Source organism: Nocardia arthritidis NBRC 100137 (assembly GCF_001612765.1).
Lineage (GTDB): Bacteria > Actinomycetota > Actinomycetes > Mycobacteriales > Mycobacteriaceae > Nocardia > Nocardia arthritidis.
The window spans coordinates 20,466-38,173 of the sequence record NZ_BDBB01000044.1 but is presented as its reverse complement, the minus strand read 5'-3'; the positions used below and the strand labels follow the sequence as shown (position 1 = coordinate 38,173).

Here is a 17,708-nt window from a genome sequence, read left to right as displayed (position 1 = left end):
ATCAAGCGACCTGCTCTTCGAGGCATTTTCGGACCCGCAACAGTCCGTCGTGGACGTATCCCTTGACGGTGCCCTCCGCCACGCCCATGACCCGAGCGGTCTCTTTGTAGGTGTTTCCCTCGTAGGTGTAGATGATGACCGCCTGGCGTTCCCTCGGCGGCAGTGTGTCCAAGAGCCGGATCAGCACGTCCCGCAGGGCGATCATGTCGTCGAACGGCAGCCCGGCCTGGTCCGCGAGAGTAGAGAGGCGTTCGTGCCCATCGGAATCCAGCCGTTCCCGGTCCTTCGCGGTCCGGACCATGGCATCCTTCGCCAGGTTTTCCGCCGTGGTCCACAGGTACTTCCGGAGCCCTTCGACGTCGGTGATGTGGTCCGGCCAGCGCGCGTACACCCGCATGAACGCGGTCTGCACTATATCGTCGGCGTCGGCGCGGCTGCGCGTCGATTTGGTGATGCGGGCCAGCAGCATCTCGCTCGCCGACTCGTACGCCTCCACCAGCATTTCGGCGAATGCCTGCTCCCGCCGCTCACCACCGCGGGCGATCCGGATGACGGCCGATTCGGTATCGGCGGTGAGCAGCGTGAGTGGAGCCTGCGCACATTCGTGCAACACCACACGCAGCAGGGCGGCAAAGGAAACATCGCGGGCCTGGGCGGGATCGAGTGGCGCGTTCATGTGGTCTGGCCCCCTGTCGTCTCTCGGTATCCTATGCCCGATACTCGAGCCACCGCGTGGTCGATGTCGCCAAAGTCAGGATGATCGTGGCGATCGGGAACACGGTCACGAATATGGCGAACAGCGGACTGCCGATCACACCGTAGTCATCGGAGGCTCCGGCAACGGCAAGCACGACCACTGTCTCGATGATGCTGTAGGCGATGTCGACCACACAGCCGATGACGATCAGCCGACGGGCCGAGGCATGCTTGCGAAACATCTGGATGCCCCCGGCGAGCAACAGCGAACCGGCGAGCAAGAAGACCGGGATCGAGATCGCGAAAAGCACTCGTGCCCCGTTGGTTTCGCCCTCCGCGTCGAGGTCGCTCAACATCACTATCCCGGCGATGAGCACAAGAATACTCAGCAGCCGGTGCGTACCGCCGAGGCAGGCGAGCACCCCGGCCGTGATGGCGGTCCCGCCGCTTGGCGGCGGCACCGGGTGTGAATGGGCGAAGTCGTCAGGGGCGGTGGGGCTCTGCATCATGGTGGATTCCTCCTTATCGAACTGGGTGTTCGTAGGGATCAACCGCCGTGGGTCACGAAACGTTGGGTCCGTACCCGAAGCCGCTTGCGGCAGCCGCGCGGCGCCACAAGGATCAGACTCCCTCATGTCGAGTTCAGGGTGTTCGCGGGAGCGTGGACACGATCTCGGCCGCACCGATGAATTCCGTATGGATCGGTCGTCTATACCGCTGGATACACCGACAGCGGTGAGCCTGCGCCGGGACCGTCGAGCGCAGAAACACACGGAGGCAATGATGAGCGTCGACGACCCTACCCAGCGGCAAATGATCCGGACGGTTGAGCAGGTGGCGCAGTGACCGGCACCAAGGTGTTGGTGGCGGGGGCGAGCATCGCGGGGCCCGCGCTGGCCCACTGGTTGCGCCGATGGGGAGCCGAGGTGACCGTGGTGGAGCGGGCCCCCGAGCTTCGTCCCGGTGGGCAGGCGGTGGACGCGCGCGGGGTGACCAAGGAGGTCATCCGGCGGATGGGATTGGACGCATCGGTGCGCGCGGCCTGCACCGAGACCGCCGGCGCACACACCGTGGACGTGGACGGGAACGTGCTGGAAACCTTCCGCGCCGCCGACCACGGCGGCGACGGGTACATCGCGGAGATCGAGATCCTGCGCGGCGACCTGTCCCGGGTGCTCTACGACGACACCCGCTACGGTGTCGAGTACATCTTCGGCGACCGGATCGCCGAACTCACTCAGGACGCGGACGGGGTCGACGTGGCCTTCGCGGGCGGTGACCGGCGGCGCTTCGACCTGGTGATCGGGGCGGACGGGCTGCACTCGGCGCTGCGCGCGATGGTCTTCGGGCCGCGCGAGCGGTTCGTCCGCCATCTCGGGCTCGTGCTGGCCTTCTACAGCGTGCCCAACGAGTTCGGGCTGGACCGCTGGCTGATCGACTACCAGGAGTCCGGGCGCTCCGCGGGCCTGCGGCCGATCCCCGACGCCACCCGGGCGATGGCCATGTTTTCCTTCCACTCGGGGGACTTCGACGTCGACTACCGCGACGTCGCGGCCCAGAAGCGCCTGCTGCGCGAGCGGATGGCCGGGATGGGTTGGTTGACTCCGCGCATTCTCGCGCATCTGGACGACACCCCGGACTTCTACCTCGACCAGGTCGCCCAGGTGGTGATGGATCGCTGGTCGAGCGGACGGGTGGGGCTGCTCGGGGACGCGGCGTTCAGCTCGTCGCCGATGTCTGGGCAGGGCACCGGGCTGGCCTTGGTCGGCGCCTACTTGCTGGCCGGAGAGTTGGCCGCCGCCGGGTGGGACCCGGAGGCCGGGTTCGCCGGCTACGAGCGGCGGATGCGCTCGTTCGTCGAGGCCAACCAGGAGATCGGCCGGTTGCACGCGCGTAGCCTCGCCGTCCCCGGGCAGGACGCCGAGCCGAGTCCCGATTTCGCCGGCGAATGGTTCACCGAGCTGATCGAGCGCGCGATCAACGGCGTCGAGCTGCCCGACTACGCGGGGGTGCCGGACTCCGGGGCCCCGGCCGGACCGCCGATCACCTCGTCGGCCAAGCCGTAGGCGTGACATAAGGTGTCGAGAGGGACGACGCTTCGGTAGGCCACCGCCGGACTACATCCGCTGAGGCCGCGTATCGCGCGGATCTGCACTGGTCAGCGTAGTTATCCGAAGATCAACGGGCGTTGCGATTTTCGTCAGACGGCGGTGTAGAGCACCTGCCGTGCGTCAGGGACGTCGTGATGTCGAGCTCGCGCTCATCGATTGCCCTGTGGCACTTCGGCACCCGGGTGTCGATCGGGTGTGCGCAGGGGTGCGCCGACGTGGTGCAAGTGTCTCAGCGCCTCTCGATAAGAGGAGATCAGCCCGGTTTCGTGGTAGGGCACGCCGATTTCGGTGCAGTAGTCGCGGACGATCACCTGGGCGTGACGCAGGTTCGGCGTCGGCATGCTCGGGAACAAATGGTGCTCGATCTGATAGTTGAGCCCGCCGAGGGCGAGGTCGGTCAACGCGCCACCCCGCACGTTGCGGGAGGTCAGCACCTGGCGGCGGAGATAGTCGGGGCGGTCGTCGCCGGTCAATGTCGGCATGCCCTTGTGGTTCGGGGCGAAGATGCAGCCCATGTACAGGCCGAAGAGGCCCTGGTGGACAGCGAGGAACGCGAAGGCTTTGTCGGCGGGCAGAACGGCGAACAGCGCGGCCAGGTAGGTGGCGAAGTGGCCGAACAGCAGTGCGCCCTCCAGTCCGCGGTGTTTGACCGATCGATTCCTGAGCGCACGTACACCCGCCACATGGAGGTTCAGACCCTCCAGCAACAGGAACGGGAAGAAGAGGAACGCCTGCGCCCTCCCGATGAGACGAGGCAGACCGCGGCTGGACCGTGCTTGCTGTTGTGACCAGACCAGGATGTCGGGCGCGACATCGGGGTCGAGTTCCTCGTGGTTCGGGTTGGCGTGATGCCGGGTGTGCTTGTCCTGCCACCAGCCGTAGCCCAGGCCGATGCCGGCGTTGCCGACGAGTCGTCCCACGAGCTCCGTCGGCTGCCGTAGCCGGAAGACTTGACGATGCGCGACATCGTGCATGACGAGGGCGATTTGAGCGAACGTCACGGCCATGAACCCCGCGACCAGCAGCGTCCACCACGAATCGCCGATGAGGACGAACGCCGCCCAGCCGGCTGCGAACGCGACCCCGACGAGACCGAGCCGGACGGCGTAGTAGACGGGACGCCGGTCCATCAGCCCCGCGTCGGAGATCCGGCGCATCAGACGGGCGTAGTCACCGTCGGCGCCGCGCCGCGGTGACCGTGGAGATGACTCGGGGACCAAGGCAGATGTCGTCATAGATCTTCCTGAGAGTTGAGTCGCCAGACGCCCACCTCCGTGCGTCGACGATGTCGACCGGTCGTCTCGGAGTGGGGCGCCGATTTCGATACCTCGAAGCTATCGGCCGAATTCTCGTTACTTGTAACCCTCTGGTATGACTTGGAATCGGTCTGCGGTGTGATATTCGAGGCCCACCGAGGACGAGGGCGGCTGACCGGATATCGGGCAACACATCCGGGTCGCCGGTCCGGACGTCCGTCCAGGCCGCTGATCGAGCGATCGTGACGTTATCGGTCGGCGGTGGTGTCGCTGTCCCGCCCTTCCCAGCCGCCCGGACGATAGACCCACCGTGGTCCTCAACGCGCTCGTGTCGTTGCGAGTGGTCGCCGGAGACTGAACCGCTGTCGCGGATCTCATGCAGCCGGTTGCTGGACGGTGACGCAGACGCCGCAGACCTGCGGAACTCCTACGTCGTGGTTGCGGATTCTAGTTTCGAATACTCACTTATAGTTTGATGCGATCGGCGAGCAGGACCAGAGGGGAGTCGCAGTGGCCGGTGAACTACAGGTTCGCGTCGACCAGCTTCGCGCGTCCTCGCGGTTCATCGCCGCCAAAGCCCAGACCATCCGAGAGCGACTCGAGCGCCTTGATGAAACGATCGGCAGCGAGCTGTTGACCGACGGTTGGCAGGGCCGGGCGGCTTCGGCATATGACGAGTCCTGGGTGGAATGGGAGCGCGGGGCGGATCAGATCATCGCGGCGTTGGAGACGTCGGCAACGAACCTCGCCGACGCGGCCAACCGCTACGAGTTTCGCGATGGCACCAACGCCGACGGTCTTACCGGGATCGGAAATCAGGTGTAGCCGTGGCCGACGACGACTACAGCTACCGTGTGAATTTGGCGCAGCTCGATGACGCCATCGCGACCATGGCGAAGTTCGGTGCCGAGGTCGAAGGTTGGCTGCGTGAGGTGGATCAGCACGTCGCCGATCTGCATTTGTCGTGGTCGAGCCAAGCCGCGGAGGCGCAGCGTGTGGCACACGACCGGTGGATGGTCGGCGTCGGCGAGATGCGGGACAACCTCGATGAGCTACGTGAGGTGGCGCGTCGGGCACATACGAATTACATGGGAGCCGCGGAGACCAATTACAGGATGTGGCCGCAGTGACGGCTCCGACCGTCCCGGTCATCGTTCACCGCGCCGGTGAATACTCCTCCGCGGGTGAGGTGTTCGGCCAGATGTCGGCTGACACGGTGACAACCCACGCGGCGCTGATCACCGTGTTGAGCACGTATGCGGGGATGGCTGGTAGCGACAGTGTCGGTGGTCAATGGGCCAGTGCCTACGATGAGGCCGCCCAGCTGGCGATCTCATCGTCATCGAAGCTGGCGACAGCGTGTGGTCAAACCAGGGATTTGATCGTTGTCGGAGCACATAACCACCGGCTCGCGGAGACCGGTTCCGATACGCGTAACCCTTCCTCACCTGCGCCTCCGCAGCTGTCGATCGCGCCCTGTCTGGCCGAAGACGCGCCGTCGGCGGCTGGCGACGGGATCCCCGAGCCATTTGGGTGGTCAATCCTCGAGGACCTTGTCGGTTTCGGCTGGCCCAACGGTCACCAAGACCAACTCGACGCCGCCAAAACCGCATGGCACACCGCCTCGGCCGACTACCGCACCGCGGCTGCTCAGGTACCCCGAGCAGTCGAGCTGCTGACAAACCAGCAGTCGCCGGAGATCGGGATCGCGGTCGGCACCTGCCAGGAACGTCAGAATGATCTCAACGCATTGGCTGATGCGTGCCAAACGCTGGGGAACTCCTGTGGCGAGTACGCCCATCACCTCGACGAGGCCCACCATAAGATTCTCGAGGAGGTGAAAGACTTCCTGATCGAAACCGCGGCTGCTGAGGCCGTCTTTGCCGTGTTGGCGCCGTTCACCGCTACGGTTTCGGAATGGGTGGGCAACACCGCGCTTGCTGGTCGTATTGCGGTGCGTGCTCGTCGCATCGCCACCATCATCGGCGAGTTGGGCACCAGGGTTACCGAGATAGTGACGCGCGCTGTCAGGCCAGTCACTGCGGCACTGAAACCGCTACTGGACAAGGTCGGCAAATGGGTCGACGTCGCGAAGGCGAAGCTGTGGACACGCGAGGCCCGCGGGGCGACCCCTGGAAGGGGAACCGCCGATGAATGGCTGAGCGGCGGGCGGCGTCGGCCGGCGAACATGCTGGATGATCCCGCGCAAACGAAGTGGGCCCAGGATGCCTATGACAACTTCACCCAGGACCCGCGCGACATCTCCGCGATCAGCCGCAACACCGATGATCTCGCTCGCGCCAACGGCGCAACAGGATTCTCCGAGGCCGAGATCGCCGCGATCAAGAAGCATCTGTTCGACACCGAACACCCGATTCTGGACTACGAGACCGGTCAAGTCGTGGTCCGAAAGTTCGATCCCGATCCTGAAATCGCGGACGCGTGGATTCGGCTGCGCTCCGGGAACGCCCTGCCTGAGGACCACGTATTGCTCGAGCACGAGCTTGCCGAGTTGAATTATCTGCGAGCGAACCCGGGCGTCACGTATCAGGATGCTCACCGGGTGGCGAACGAGTCCTTCAATTGGCAGAACCAGGTCCCGTTGAACAAGCGCGAAGATTTCGAAAGTGGATGGTGAGCATGGCAGCAATCGTGTACTTCGCCAAAGAGTCCGAGAGTCCAGAAGTCGTCGTGTACGAGTTCGGTGATGACCCGGGGACTTTGACAAGGAAACTGGCCATGGACAAAGCTTCTCGGACAGCCCAGCCGGTCGACGGCGACGTCGACTACACCTTCCTCAAGGCGTCCAGGAAGATCAACTCCGTGTACAGCGAGTCCAACGCATGGCCGGAACGCGGTATGAGTGTGAGCTGACCTGACCCGCGTGTGAGGATGCCGCCCCAGGCGGCGAGCTTCTACACGCCGTGGCGACAGTCACAGCACACACTCACTTGGGAGGTGGACTGCTCATGACCAACATGGAGCAATGGGAGTAGCAGCTTCAACAACAGCTCACCGAGATCCGCCGCCACGGCGAGCGATTGACCGAGAAAGCAGCCGAACTCCGCGGGCACGGCGAAGTCCGCGGAGTCCTCATGGAAGTCGATGCCAGCGGTGAGATCAGCAGCTTGCAAATCGCGCCGGCGGCGATGAAATGGACCAGCAGCCAGCTTGCGGGCGCTGTGCGTGATTGCCACAGCAAAGCCCGCTCCGACATCAAGTCCAAGATCGAACGACTTCTGCAGAAGGCCGACCCGCGTCTTCTCGACCAGGCGAAGCTACTCCTGGCTCCGGAGGCGAGGACTAGCCAACAGCGCCGACCGCTGGACGAAGCGGCTGCGCAGGAAGCCGACGACGCCTTCTTCGAACGCCGCAACCTCTACGGAGGCTGGACCAGCTGAAAGCCAGACGCTGCGCTACCGACTGATGCCCCTACCGATAGCGTCGCAGGTTATCCTCGCGGCTAGAGAGGCAGGCAAAGTCACGCCCGGCGTAATCACACCCGAACAAGTCTGACCTTCGGGGAAGTCCTGCCAGGGTTTCTGGAGGCAGCGGGCAGGAAGTCGAGAAGGGTCGAAGTTGTGGTGATCATGCCGATCAATTTAGTTGTGGCGGTAGCGATTTCATAGAGAGTCGCAGGTACCGGTACTCGGCAGGACACGCAGAACATGGGCAACTGTAAAACGCCTGGTCATAGTGGGTGCGTATCCGGTCTGACAATTTGCGGTGCGTCCGCACGGATCGGTTCACCGTTCCCATGTACGTCGTGCCCACGGCGGGGCACATCGAACATGGGAACGGGGACGACCTGCGGTTTTCGGATGGTCGGCTGGTGATCGAAGTCGACTACCAACTGTAGGCCGAACACAACCCGAATCAGAGAATCATCACCGATAAAGTCGTGTGGCGGCTACGGCCATGCAAGTCGTCGACGCAGCCATTCTCCCGACACTTGCGCCGAACATGCTTGGTGACGGCGCAGTTTCGGCGAATGTGGAGGTGGGGGCATCCGGCTGTTGTGCACCCAGTAGCCGACCAGTGCACAGAGAAAGGCATCGACGGCGGCGGAGTCGGTTGTGCGGGTCAGCGGATGGGCCGCAAGGATCGGGTCGGGGTCGATCCCGCTGGCGGCGATCGAGGGTGCCAGCGACACGAGTTCGAGCCAGGCGGCGCCGACGCAGGGCCAGGCCCAGTCGATCACCACGACTGTGCCGTCGGGACGAAGGAGCATGTTGTCCGGCCGCAGATCTGTATGCAGCAGGGTTGTGCCGTCGGTGGCTTCGGGCCAGGTCGATTCCAACTCGGCCAGCCGATCCAGATTGCGCAGCGACCAACTGTCCAAGTCGACGGGCGGCCCGTGCTCGGCGAAGTGCCGCCAGCAGTTCAGCTCCGGCCCGTAGCTGTCGGCCATCGCAGGCACATCGCGGATCGGGCTGGGCGTCAGCACGTTCGCCAACTGCTCCACCGCCGTGAGCACCGCATCCAGCTCGGCCGGCTTATCGAGACGCGGATGGCAGCCCGCGACGTCGTCGAACACCATGACGAACCACCCGGCGAGCTCGGCGGTGAACTGGACCGCCGGTGTCGGGACCGTGGGCGGTAGCCGCGCTGCGGTGCGTGCCTCGGTCTGGTACATCCCGCACAGTTTGTCATCACAGTTGATCACCTTGGCGAACGCTCTGCGGCCGTCGTTCAACAGCAGCCGCACGGCCGCGCCGTGGCTGTACCCGCCCGTCTGCGTGACCGCCGACCGCACCGGCGCGCCGAGGCGGACCTCGATCCCGGTACGTACCGGCTCCGGCAACTTATGCCACTCGATCCGACTCGCGGTGCCTTCACTACCGGACATTGCACGATCATCGGTTGGAGCGCCGCGGACCTCCAGTCATTTATTCGAGGCAGGCGCCTAGACAATGTCCGGGGCCCGCCGGTTTCGCGAGGGGCGCTCGCCCTGAACACTGGCAGAGGCAGCTTGGTCCCGACGGGCGACAATTGACTCGTGAGTACATGGGTAACTCCATGTACGCCCAGCAGCTGCCCTCGATGAGTAGCAGGTAGGTCGCCTCCGAATGCGCCACACGGGTACGTATCCCACCTGAGGGACTAATCAGTACGACACTGTGTGGTTGAGCGAGCGGTGTCGGACGGGGTTTTGCGTTGCATCACGCAGCGGGATTGACACCCCTGGAGGTGATCGCTACGGTCCTGCCATGACTGATGGGGGAGCTTCAGCCTCCGGCGCAAGCATTTCGGTTGTGCCAGAGGAGGTTAGAGAGGTTGGGCAATACACCTACGAGCTAGCGGAATCCTTGCAGTCCGCCCTGCGGTCCGTAGCTCAGGACGTCGCGGTTTTGCTCGACGGGGGCTGGTCTGGCGGCGCAGCGACCGACTTCTGCGCAGGGTGGTCCGAGGTCCGCGATGGGGGAGGTCAGATCATCACGGCGTTGAGGGAGATGGCCGAAAAGCTTGGTGTTTCCGCCCAAACCTACGAAAGGCGCGACTGCACCAACGCATCAGCGTTGAACACCACGGCATCCAGCCTGGAGCTTCCATGAGCGAGTTCACCGTCGATGTCGACCAACTGGACCAGATCGTCGCCAGGTTGTCCGGCCTGGCCGGATTCATCAGTAATCACCTCGACGACATCGACGACAAGGTAGCAGGACTCACCGGTACCGGTTGGGAAAGTATCGCAGGCGGGGCCTATTTCGAAGCGCATACGAAATGGGTCGCAGCCGCACGGGAGTTCGCGGAGGGTGTCCGCGACATGAGCGACGCCGCCCGCAAGGCACACACGAAGTACATCAACGCTGCCGAGGTCAACAAGCAGATGCTCAACGGCGGATAACGCCCATGGGATGGACCATCGATTCCGGCATCTACTTCGATGCGGCCAAGAAATGCCAGCTTCTCGCCAGCGACATCTCTCTCGCGTTGGGCCCATTGCTGTCCACGTTGGTCCACGAGTGCGGCGGAATGGCAGGCAACCACGAGAAGTGCCAGGCATGGATCACCGCCTACGACCAGTACGCCGGCGATATAGTCGAACTGACAGCGGCCCTGGCGAACGCACTGCAGCGCTACGGTGATGTGCTTGCCGCGACCGGCTACAACTGGTGGCAGGCTAACCGCTCCACCGCCAGCGGCACCGAACCGACACGTCCAACAGAGTCCGAACTGCTGTACGACACCGGGATGGATCTTCCCGCTACCGCCAAGGGAGACAACGGATCCGGAATCGACAGCCCGATCACGGGATTACTGGAGAAGGTCGGCAAGATCCCCAACGGGGACGTCACCAAGTTGCACACTGCCGCGGAGACGTGGAAAACGTTCTCCGAGCACACGAACATCACCGGGGCCGCAGAGCGGATCAAGGGCATCAATGCCAAGTTCGCAGACAGCACCGACCCGAACATCATTGCGATCGAAGAGAAACTGTCCACGCTGCAGAAAGCCGCGGAACTGTTGGCTCAGGCCGCGAAAGCGTTATACGGACCGGTCCAGGGACACTACGACGCTCTCGACAAAATGCGCTCCGACATCCAGAAAGCCGTCTCCGACGCCAACAAGGAGCTCGCCGCATCGATAGCCGTCACAATCGCGGTCGTCGGGGTCCTAGCCGTCGTAACAGGCGGTGTAGCCGCTGGGCCTGCCGCCGCCGGTGGCGCTGCGGTGACCACAGAAGTCGTCACGGCGACGGCAGCGGTTATCCGCACTGCTGTTCATGCCAGTGACCTCATCCACATCTACGAGGCGGTCACTTCCGTGGGTTCTGCCGGCTCGGGTGTGTTCTCGGCCATCCCCGACCTCTCTCAGGGCGGCACCAAAGCCGCCCTCGAGGGTATCGCGGCAATGACGGTCAAGCTGACCGATGGTGGCGGTGGCGGGAACCAGTGGGACAAGGTGGAGGGGGCGAAGCCCGACCCGGCGAAGATTACTATTTCTCAGAAACGACGGATCCATATCCTCGACGGCGACGGGAGTGACGACATCAACGGTGGTGGGCACGCGCCCGGGACTGGAATGCCTAACAAGACCGAGTTCCCCGACACCGATGACTGGGAAGACGACAAGATCATCGACCGAATAGTCGACGTCGCGAAGAACCCGGACCAGCCGCCAGTTCTCCAGGACAACGGCAACTGGAAAGTGAACGGCACCCGCAACGGCGTCCAAATCGAAGTCATCGTCGCTCCTGACGGCTCAGTCGTGACCGGTTACCCCGTCGGTGGCGAGGGTGTAGTCAGGAACGACGCGAATGGTGACCCGATCAAATAGGCTAGGAGAGCGATGAATTCGGACAGGGCGGCACGAGAAGCGCGAAAGCGTCAGCGGGATCCGCAAGCTATCGAAGCCCGTAACCGTCGGCTCAACAAGATGAGCAAGGACTCGCGAGACCTTCTCGAGAGCGTCGCCGACCGTCTGCCTTCGGACCTGGTCGAAAGCTACCGGACCTATAGCGACGTGGGCGAGTGGGCGATGCTCGTCGACGTGCTGTGCGCCAGTCTGATCAAGCGCCGGATCCCGGTCACTGAAGCGGAACGCGATGCCGTGGCGAACGTGCTCGGCCAGTTCAATCTCCCAGTGGAGGGATACCGCTATCTCAACGATCCCCAAGGCGTGCTCTCGGAGCTTAACGTGGTCACCGCGTAGATCCTTGTGTTCTCGGTCGAGAATGCGTTCAGATGGGCTCGCGTCCAGGCCGTTCGGCATATGGCTGCGTGCGAGCGGACGGGCCTGCGGTGGAGCGAGACGACAATTACTGAGATCGTGACAGCCCACACCTCCCGGGCAGTTACCGTCGTTCCGTTTACCCAGCGAGCCGAAGTTCTCAGTGGTGCCGACTGGGTCTGGTGGTGGGTGGACGGCGCGGACGCTGGCGCGCTCGCAACGCGAGGTGCTTCGTTCCGCTGCTGCGGCGCTGGGCCTCCTGCCTGTATATGCGCTTTACCTCGGGACAGGTGACTACCGGAGGTGGGAGCGCTGCCCGGACGTTCACCGGAGCGGGCGCTGTGTCCATTGCGTCAAGCGCACTACTCCCTGATGCCTGCCCTGCTTGCAGACGAACTGCTTGTGAGTGACGCTGCGTCGACCTATGGGCGGTCTGTGGCACTGGAGGACATGTGGACACGGCCCCCGGCGAGCCCACCGCTGATACCGGCGCTCAAGAAGCAGCTCGCACCGGAACTCTCGGACTTCCTACAGAATCGGCAGGACGGCACACGAGCAGTCGCCCGTTCGATGATCGACCGGGTGTTGAGAGCTCGCTCCGAGCAGTTCAGCGCAGTATCGACGAGTGTCAAAAGCGAGCACTATGGCGGTCATGAACAGCTTGGCCCGGTCTTCTGCGACGTCCCCGACGACACGGGGCACTGGGGTCTAAGGTACTTCGAGCACACGCTCAACCCTCTGCGGCACGCTCCGCCCGGCTACGTCCTTGAGATCACCACGGGCGACTTCAACGAGGACCGCGTGATATCGAACCTGCCCGACAACGTCGCAGGCATCGTCGTGGTGCGAGTGCCGCAATACGAGTGAGCAGCAGCGGGTAGCCAGCCGAAAGCCCCGGGCTTCGATCTTCCCGAAGGTCATGACCTCGACAAATGTCGGGTGCATGTTTCATCGAGCGTCGCAGGTGCCGGTAATCGGCAGAACACACAACATATGCGCAACTGGAAAACGCTTGGTGATCTTGGGTACGTATCCCGCCTGACAGATCGTATGCCCTGCCGGAGTCGGTCAGGCGGCTTTAGCTGATGGTCTGGGCGAAGCGTGGTCTAACATGCGAACGGCGACGACCCGCGGTCGGCATCCTGCGGGGTCGTGGATCCGCATCGATCGGCTATATTCTGGTGGTGCCCAGCACGGGGGCGCGGCTCGATGTTGTGGGTCTCCGGCATGTCCTGCAACGAGTCTCAAGGATGCTTACGCTCCACACCTGTGCAGAGAAGCCGATTGTGTTGCGCAGGATCCATGTACCTGCCTCTGACTGCTGAGCCGGACAGCACGGAGGATGTGGCATGTCCGCGCTCGGACCTACCTCGCTCATGGCCTTGGTGCCTTGCGTTGTCGTCCTGACGAGGGCCGTTCGTGTAATAGTGATCGTGCGCACGGCGAAGTCCTTGGTGGAAGATTGTGATTCGGATCAACGAGCGGATTTGAGTGCGTGCTTGGTCGGTGTCCTGGCTGCGGGTCATCGGCCCTACCGGACCTCGCGCCGCCGCCGGACTGCGGCGCTTGGAGAAGAGCGTGACTAAGTCGTCGAACAGGGCTCAGACTGAACCGCCCCCGCTTTTCTGCCGCCCCGTTATGGGGTAGCAGGAAGGATATGGGCCATGCCCAAAAAAGATCGACCCAGTGCTTCGGAGCCAGGCCGTCAGGCTTGTGCGGGAGCACCGCTCGGAGTACTCGACCGAGCGTGCCGTGCATGTCCAGGTCGCCGAGTCCCTCGGCGTGTCCCGGGAATCGGTGCGGCGCTGGGTGATGCAGGAAGAGATCGACGCGGGCCAGGTGCCGGGTGTGACCAGCGACGAACGCGACGAGTTGCGCCGGTTGCGGGCGGAGAACAAGCGGCTGCGTGAGGTCAACGACATTCTGAAATCGGCGACAATTTTCTTCGTGGGGGAACTCGACCCCCGAAACCGCTGATCGTGGCATTCACCGACCAGATGCGCGCTGCTGGTCACGCCGTCGAGTCGATCTTGATCGCCCTCAGCACCGCTGGGCTCAAGATCGCGGCACGAACCTTGCGGGCCTGGTGTGCCCCGGCTGGACCCGGGAACAGGCCGGCGGCCAGGACCGTGACCGACGCCCTGATCCAGGACGCGATCCGGACCCTGGCGTTCACCACCAACGCCGCCGGGCAGCGTGTGCTGACCCCGGAAGGGCTCTATGGCCGGCGCAAGATGCTGGCGCTCATCCGCCGGACCCTGTTCCCCGACGCCGGGTTCGGGGCCGTCGACCGAGCCATGCGCTCGCTCGGCTTGACCGGTGTCGTGCGTGGTAAACGAGCCAGGACCACGATCTCGAACCCGGCCGACACCAGAGCACCTGATCTACTTGACCGGGACTTCACCGCGGTCGCGCCGGACCGGAAGTGGGTGACAGATTTCACGTATGTGCGGACGTATCAGTCGTTTTCGTATGTCGCGTTCATTGTGGACTGCTTCTCCCAGAAGATCGTGGGCTGGCGTGCCTCGATCAAACGGGACGTCGAGCTGGTCGATGTGCCGTTACGGATGGCGCTGTGGCGCCGCGGCCATGAAGGTAATCCGGTCGAAAGAGGTCGGTTGACATGCCATTCCGATGCGGGGTCTCAATACACCAGTATCCGCTTCACCGAGCATCTGCGGATCGAGGGCATCAGCCCATCGATCGGCAGCGTCGGCGACGCCTACGACAACGCCCTGATGGAGACCATAAACGGCCTCTACAAGGCCGAATGCATCCGCACGGCGGTGTTCCACGACGGTCCGTGGAAGACGATCGCCGATGTCGAGTACGCGACCGCGGCATGGGTCGAGTGGTACAACAACCGGCGCTTGCATTCGAGTCTGGGCATGATCTCACCGACCGAGCACGAGGCAGCGCACTACGCTGACACAGACCGATGGGCCGAGTGACTACCGGCTCGTAAAACACCGGCAGGAAAGCCGGGGCGGTTCATCTACGACCACAACACCAAACGCGCCACCATCCACGCCACACTGACCACGGAAACACTCCCCGCCGCCGCACAAGCCACCGCCGCGCTGACCGCTATCGCACCCCCGGAACCCGCCGCCGAACCGCCGCCAGCATCAAACCAAACCAGCACACGGCCCGTCACAGATAGGGCAACAACTGAAAAAGTTGCCCATGTTATTGGTGCCCTCGGCAGGATTCGAACCTGCGACACCCGCTTTAGGAGAGCGGTTCATGCCCGTCTTGTCGGCTTCGGTAGTGGTTGGCATCGTTGGCCTTGATGGCGTGAACCGCGCGAACTTCGCTTGTTGTGTTGGTGCTTGACGGCACGATGTGCCCTTGCTGCGTACTCACTGCGTACCGAGGTTGCGAATGGCGGATGCGGACGTGTTCCGGTCCGCCGCTTCGCGTTGATCGCGCTACTGGTCGCGATGCATCTGCGACGCTCGCTCAGCGACGGCTTTGCTCAGCTGTTGGATAGCTACCGCGAGACCCTCAATAGCCGGATCTTCGGCGGAGTTCTTCCCGCTGGATGCGTGAAGTGCTGCTGCTTCGGCAAACTGCTTTGCTTGGAGGTAGGTTTCATCGACTCCGATTCGTGCAGTGGTGCGGGAGATGCACTCGTACAGCTCTACAGGAGCCTAGTTCGGAGGGCGGCCACTGGAGCGGGCGTTTCCTCAAGCACGGTGTGCCTCTCTAGGGGGCGGGTGCTGCCAAAGCTGGGAGTGGGCAGCTTCACTTAGAGCACTTAGGGGCTGTGGAGCCGAGCTTCTACCGGTTGCTTCGGTCCTCACCGTACCCAGCTCGGCCACTCTGTGACGGGCGCTGGTCTGCGCTGCGTCAAGCGGGTAGCAGGCAGGCTGGATTCGCACATGGGGTGAGGGCACTGACTGGCCGTTAGCACGGCGAGGCGGTCATACGCTCCTCATACCGTGCGCACAGGTTGACTGCAGACGCTACAGATCACTACAGACGCACTACAGATCCCTACAGATCACTACAGACCGGCTACAGACCGATACAGACCCCTACAGATAGACTCCTGCCAACCAGTTGCGGAGCGGGAGGCGAGATGGACATCGCAGAATTGGAGGCCCTGCTAGACGACTGTAGGGGCCTTGGCGGAGACCACAGCACATGTGAGGTTAAGAAATCGCAACGCGGCTTACCTCAAACAATCTGGGAGAGTATCAGCGCCCTCTCGAACGCACAGGGTGGATGGATAATTCTGGGCGTTGATGAGAAGAAAGACTTCCAGATTGTAGGAGTCGAAAACCCGGCGCAAATCGAGTCGCAATTAGCTGCGGTCTGCTCTGATATGGAGCCGCCAATCCGAACGGAAATCAGTACGGTCTTGATTGACGGTAAAGCCGTTATCTCAAGCTATATACCTCCCCTTCCCCGGGATCAGCGACCTTGTTACAAGAGGAGCTTGGGGCCATATTCGGGGTCGCGAATTCGTGTGGCCGATGGTGACAGAAAGTTCACGGACTATGAGGTATCGGTTCTTCTCTCCAACCGCACAGAGCTTCGGCATGACCTTACTCCGATCTCGGCTGCTTCTATATCGGATCTGAATCCGGAAATTCTGTCCTCATTTCTGCGCAGAGTTCGGGATACAAAAGGGGAAATTTTCCGCAAGGTCGACGATGAGCGCGCGTTAATCATGTTGAACGTCCTGGCAAATAAAGACGGCCGCATCGTACCAACTCTTGCAGGGCTCCTAGCGTTTGGAGAATACCCGCAGAGTTATGAACCGCAGCTTGATCTAACCTTCGTGGCGTATCCAACAAGTGAGCCAGGAGTGCTCGGCTCGGTTGGTGAACGATTTACTGAGAATAGAGCTATAGATGGCCCTATTCCGGTTATGGTAAGCGAATGCATCTATGTCCTGAAGAGGAACATGAAGCGTCGCAGCATTGTCACGGGCATCTATCGCGTGGATGAATGGGAGTATCCAGAAGAAGTTCTCCGTGAAGCGCTGGTCAACGCCCTTGTTCATCGAGACTACTCCGAGCATGCGCGTGGCATGCAGGTCCAAGTTGAAATGTATCCCGACCGGCTAGTGATCCGAAATCCAGGTGGTCTCTACGGTCCCGTTTCAGTAAATGCCTTGGGTACTAGCACTGTTTCATCGTCACGCAACAAGGCGTTGTTGAAAATACTGGAAGACACACCGTATGGCGACGGGCACATGGTGTGCGAAAATCGCGGTAGCGGCATCACCAGAATGCGCATGGCGCTTACCGAAGCGGGCATGGAGCCGCCTCGCTTCCTCGATGATATCGCGTCTTTCACTGCGGAATTTCCGAACCACACACTTCTCGATGAAGAGGCGCTGAATTGGCTACAGAGTCTTGACAATCGTCCTCTAACTCGATCGCAGATGACTGCGCTCGTCATCATGCGAAATGGTGCGACAATGACGAATAGTGCATACCGCATGGCAACAGGAATTCAGGATAGTCGTGCGGCCAGTCGTGAGTTGAAAGAGCTGGTCGACAGAAAGCTCATAGAACAAAGAGGAACGCGAGGTGCTGCGACGTACTCGCTTTCTGGAGTGTATCCGGTACAAGGCGAGCTTCTCATCGAAGAGCGGCAAGAACCCTCTGTCGATGGAGGGGAATACGAGAGCGTTTCACCCCTCTCAGTGGTACAACAACAGGTACTAGACTCCTTGGGTGATGAGGAGCTTTCGCGTTCTGAAGTGGAAAAACGGACCAAGCTTCCGCAGCATCAGGTAATTGCTGCGCTTCAGAGGTTACGCGATATGGGGCGTGTGGGCATGATTGGATTGCCGCGGTCCAAAAATACAAGATGGCGCGCATTACCCTGAACAAGCAACGTCCGGCCCTGATGGGTGGTGGTCTGCGCAAGAAGGCGGGCTGGCTGCGCCTGCCCTTATCGGCCTGCCTTTCGCGCGTAGAGGCTCCGGGGTCAAGAGTGGCGATTAGCCATC

18 protein-coding genes and 1 tRNA gene are annotated in these 17,708 nt (G+C 62.5%); 14 read left to right on the top strand and 5 right to left on the bottom strand.

Annotation, left to right across the window (positions count from 1 at the left end; genetic code table 11):
* Position 1: 1 nt before the first annotated feature.
* Both NA8_RS26330 and NA8_RS26325 read right to left on the bottom strand, forming a co-directional pair.
* Positions 2–676, bottom strand: coding sequence for an RNA polymerase sigma factor (locus NA8_RS26330; RefSeq protein WP_063053044.1), 675 nt, complete (start codon positions 674–676; stop codon positions 2–4).
* A gap of 31 nt (positions 677–707) precedes the next feature.
* Positions 708–1,205, bottom strand: coding sequence for a hypothetical protein (locus tag NA8_RS26325; protein ID WP_063053043.1), 498 nt, complete (start codon positions 1,203–1,205; stop codon positions 708–710).
* A gap of 333 nt (positions 1,206–1,538) precedes the next feature.
* Here NA8_RS26325 and NA8_RS26320 point away from each other — a divergent pair, with 333 nt between their 5' ends.
* A complete protein-coding gene (locus NA8_RS26320) occupies positions 1,539–2,762 on the top strand; it encodes an FAD-dependent monooxygenase (protein ID WP_063053042.1) in 1,224 nt (407 codons plus the stop codon).
* Between the two features lie 194 nt (positions 2,763–2,956).
* Here the strand turns inward: NA8_RS26320 and NA8_RS26315 are convergent, their stop codons facing one another.
* Positions 2,957–4,042: a fatty acid desaturase family protein gene (locus tag NA8_RS26315; RefSeq protein WP_063053041.1), complete on the bottom strand. Its 1,086-nt coding sequence runs from the start codon at positions 4,040–4,042 to the stop codon at positions 2,957–2,959.
* A gap of 531 nt (positions 4,043–4,573) precedes the next feature.
* Between NA8_RS26315 and NA8_RS26310 the strand changes: the two genes are divergently transcribed.
* The 5 genes from NA8_RS26310 to NA8_RS26290 all read left to right on the top strand — a co-directional run bounded on the left by NA8_RS26310 (position 4,574) and on the right by NA8_RS26290 (position 7,464).
* Entirely contained in the window at positions 4,574–4,888 is a 315-nt protein-coding gene (locus NA8_RS26310) for a WXG100 family type VII secretion target (protein ID WP_063053040.1), read from the top strand.
* 2 nt (positions 4,889–4,890) lie between these two features.
* A complete protein-coding gene (locus tag NA8_RS26305; RefSeq protein ID WP_063053039.1) occupies positions 4,891–5,193 on the top strand; it encodes a WXG100 family type VII secretion target in 303 nt (100 codons plus the stop codon).
* Positions 5,190–6,701, top strand: coding sequence for a WXG100-like domain-containing protein (locus NA8_RS26300; RefSeq protein ID WP_157106933.1), 1,512 nt, complete (start codon positions 5,190–5,192; stop codon positions 6,699–6,701). The genes NA8_RS26305 and NA8_RS26300 overlap by 4 nt, the downstream gene beginning before the upstream one ends.
* Before the next feature lie 101 nt (positions 6,702–6,802).
* Positions 6,803–6,937, top strand: coding sequence for a hypothetical protein (locus tag NA8_RS35590; protein ID WP_281199185.1), 135 nt, complete (start codon positions 6,803–6,805; stop codon positions 6,935–6,937).
* A 221-nt stretch (positions 6,938–7,158) separates the two neighbouring features.
* On the top strand, positions 7,159–7,464 hold the full coding sequence (locus NA8_RS26290) for a hypothetical protein (protein ID WP_157106932.1): 306 nt from the start codon (positions 7,159–7,161) through the stop codon (positions 7,462–7,464).
* 509 nt (positions 7,465–7,973) lie between these two features.
* Here NA8_RS26290 and NA8_RS26285 read toward each other — a convergent pair.
* Positions 7,974–8,912 (bottom strand): phosphotransferase, encoded by a 939-nt coding sequence (locus NA8_RS26285; RefSeq protein WP_063053035.1) that lies wholly within the window; start codon positions 8,910–8,912, stop codon positions 7,974–7,976.
* 361 nt (positions 8,913–9,273) lie between these two features.
* Between NA8_RS26285 and NA8_RS26280 the strand changes: the two genes are divergently transcribed.
* The 7 genes from NA8_RS26280 (at position 9,274) to NA8_RS26250 (ending at position 14,688) form a co-directional block, all read left to right on the top strand.
* Entirely contained in the window at positions 9,274–9,618 is a 345-nt protein-coding gene (locus NA8_RS26280; protein ID WP_063053034.1) for a WXG100 family type VII secretion target, read from the top strand.
* Positions 9,615–9,911 carry a WXG100 family type VII secretion target gene (locus NA8_RS26275; RefSeq protein WP_063053033.1) on the top strand — a complete coding sequence of 99 codons (297 nt, stop codon included), beginning with the start codon at positions 9,615–9,617 and terminating at the stop codon, positions 9,909–9,911. Before NA8_RS26280 ends, NA8_RS26275 begins: the two co-directional genes overlap by 4 nt.
* 5 nt (positions 9,912–9,916) lie before the next feature.
* Positions 9,917–11,344 (top strand): EndoU domain-containing protein, encoded by a 1,428-nt coding sequence (locus NA8_RS26270; protein WP_063053032.1) that lies wholly within the window; start codon positions 9,917–9,919, stop codon positions 11,342–11,344.
* A 12-nt stretch (positions 11,345–11,356) separates the two neighbouring features.
* Entirely contained in the window at positions 11,357–11,719 is a 363-nt protein-coding gene (locus NA8_RS26265) for a hypothetical protein (protein ID WP_157106930.1), read from the top strand.
* 6 nt (positions 11,720–11,725) lie between these two features.
* A complete protein-coding gene (locus NA8_RS35995) occupies positions 11,726–12,031 on the top strand; it encodes a DUF6615 family protein (RefSeq protein WP_501193538.1) in 306 nt (101 codons plus the stop codon).
* Positions 12,032–12,172: 141 nt separating this feature from the next.
* Positions 12,173–12,604, top strand: coding sequence for a hypothetical protein (locus NA8_RS35345; RefSeq protein WP_245664014.1), 432 nt, complete (start codon positions 12,173–12,175; stop codon positions 12,602–12,604).
* An 810-nt stretch (positions 12,605–13,414) separates the two neighbouring features.
* Positions 13,415–14,688 (top strand): IS3 family transposase gene (locus tag NA8_RS26250; RefSeq protein ID WP_157106929.1). Its coding sequence is split into 2 segments (ribosomal slippage): positions 13,415–13,676 and positions 13,676–14,688, totalling 1,275 coding nucleotides; the frame shifts between segments, so codons are not numbered across the junction.
* 242 nt (positions 14,689–14,930) lie between these two features.
* Here NA8_RS26250 and NA8_RS26245 read toward each other — a convergent pair.
* Positions 14,931–15,000: transfer RNA gene (locus tag NA8_RS26245), tRNA-Arg, on the bottom strand.
* An 821-nt stretch (positions 15,001–15,821) separates the two neighbouring features.
* On the opposite strand from NA8_RS26245, the gene NA8_RS33160 reads away from it, so the two are divergent.
* Positions 15,822–17,585 (top strand): ATP-binding protein, encoded by a 1,764-nt coding sequence (locus tag NA8_RS33160; RefSeq protein WP_084467092.1) that lies wholly within the window; start codon positions 15,822–15,824, stop codon positions 17,583–17,585.
* The last annotated feature ends 123 nt before the right edge of the window (positions 17,586–17,708 follow it).

Coding starts and splice junctions, on each gene's coding strand:
- NA8_RS35590 (WP_281199185.1), top strand. CDS start 6,803: ATGGACAAAGCTTCTCGGACAGCCCAGCCGGTCGACGGCGACGTCGAC.
- NA8_RS33160 (WP_084467092.1), top strand. CDS start 15,822: ATGGACATCGCAGAATTGGAGGCCCTGCTAGACGACTGTAGGGGCCTT.
- NA8_RS26290 (WP_157106932.1), top strand. CDS start 7,159: ATGGAAGTCGATGCCAGCGGTGAGATCAGCAGCTTGCAAATCGCGCCG.
- NA8_RS26315 (WP_063053041.1), bottom strand. CDS start 4,042: ATGACGACATCTGCCTTGGTCCCCGAGTCATCTCCACGGTCACCGCGG.
- NA8_RS26270 (WP_063053032.1), top strand. CDS start 9,917: ATGGGATGGACCATCGATTCCGGCATCTACTTCGATGCGGCCAAGAAA.
- NA8_RS26330 (WP_063053044.1), bottom strand. CDS start 676: ATGAACGCGCCACTCGATCCCGCCCAGGCCCGCGATGTTTCCTTTGCC.
- NA8_RS26265 (WP_157106930.1), top strand. CDS start 11,357: ATGAATTCGGACAGGGCGGCACGAGAAGCGCGAAAGCGTCAGCGGGAT.
- NA8_RS26285 (WP_063053035.1), bottom strand. CDS start 8,912: ATGTCCGGTAGTGAAGGCACCGCGAGTCGGATCGAGTGGCATAAGTTG.
- NA8_RS26275 (WP_063053033.1), top strand. CDS start 9,615: ATGAGCGAGTTCACCGTCGATGTCGACCAACTGGACCAGATCGTCGCC.
- NA8_RS26280 (WP_063053034.1), top strand. CDS start 9,274: ATGACTGATGGGGGAGCTTCAGCCTCCGGCGCAAGCATTTCGGTTGTG.
- NA8_RS26325 (WP_063053043.1), bottom strand. CDS start 1,205: ATGATGCAGAGCCCCACCGCCCCTGACGACTTCGCCCATTCACACCCG.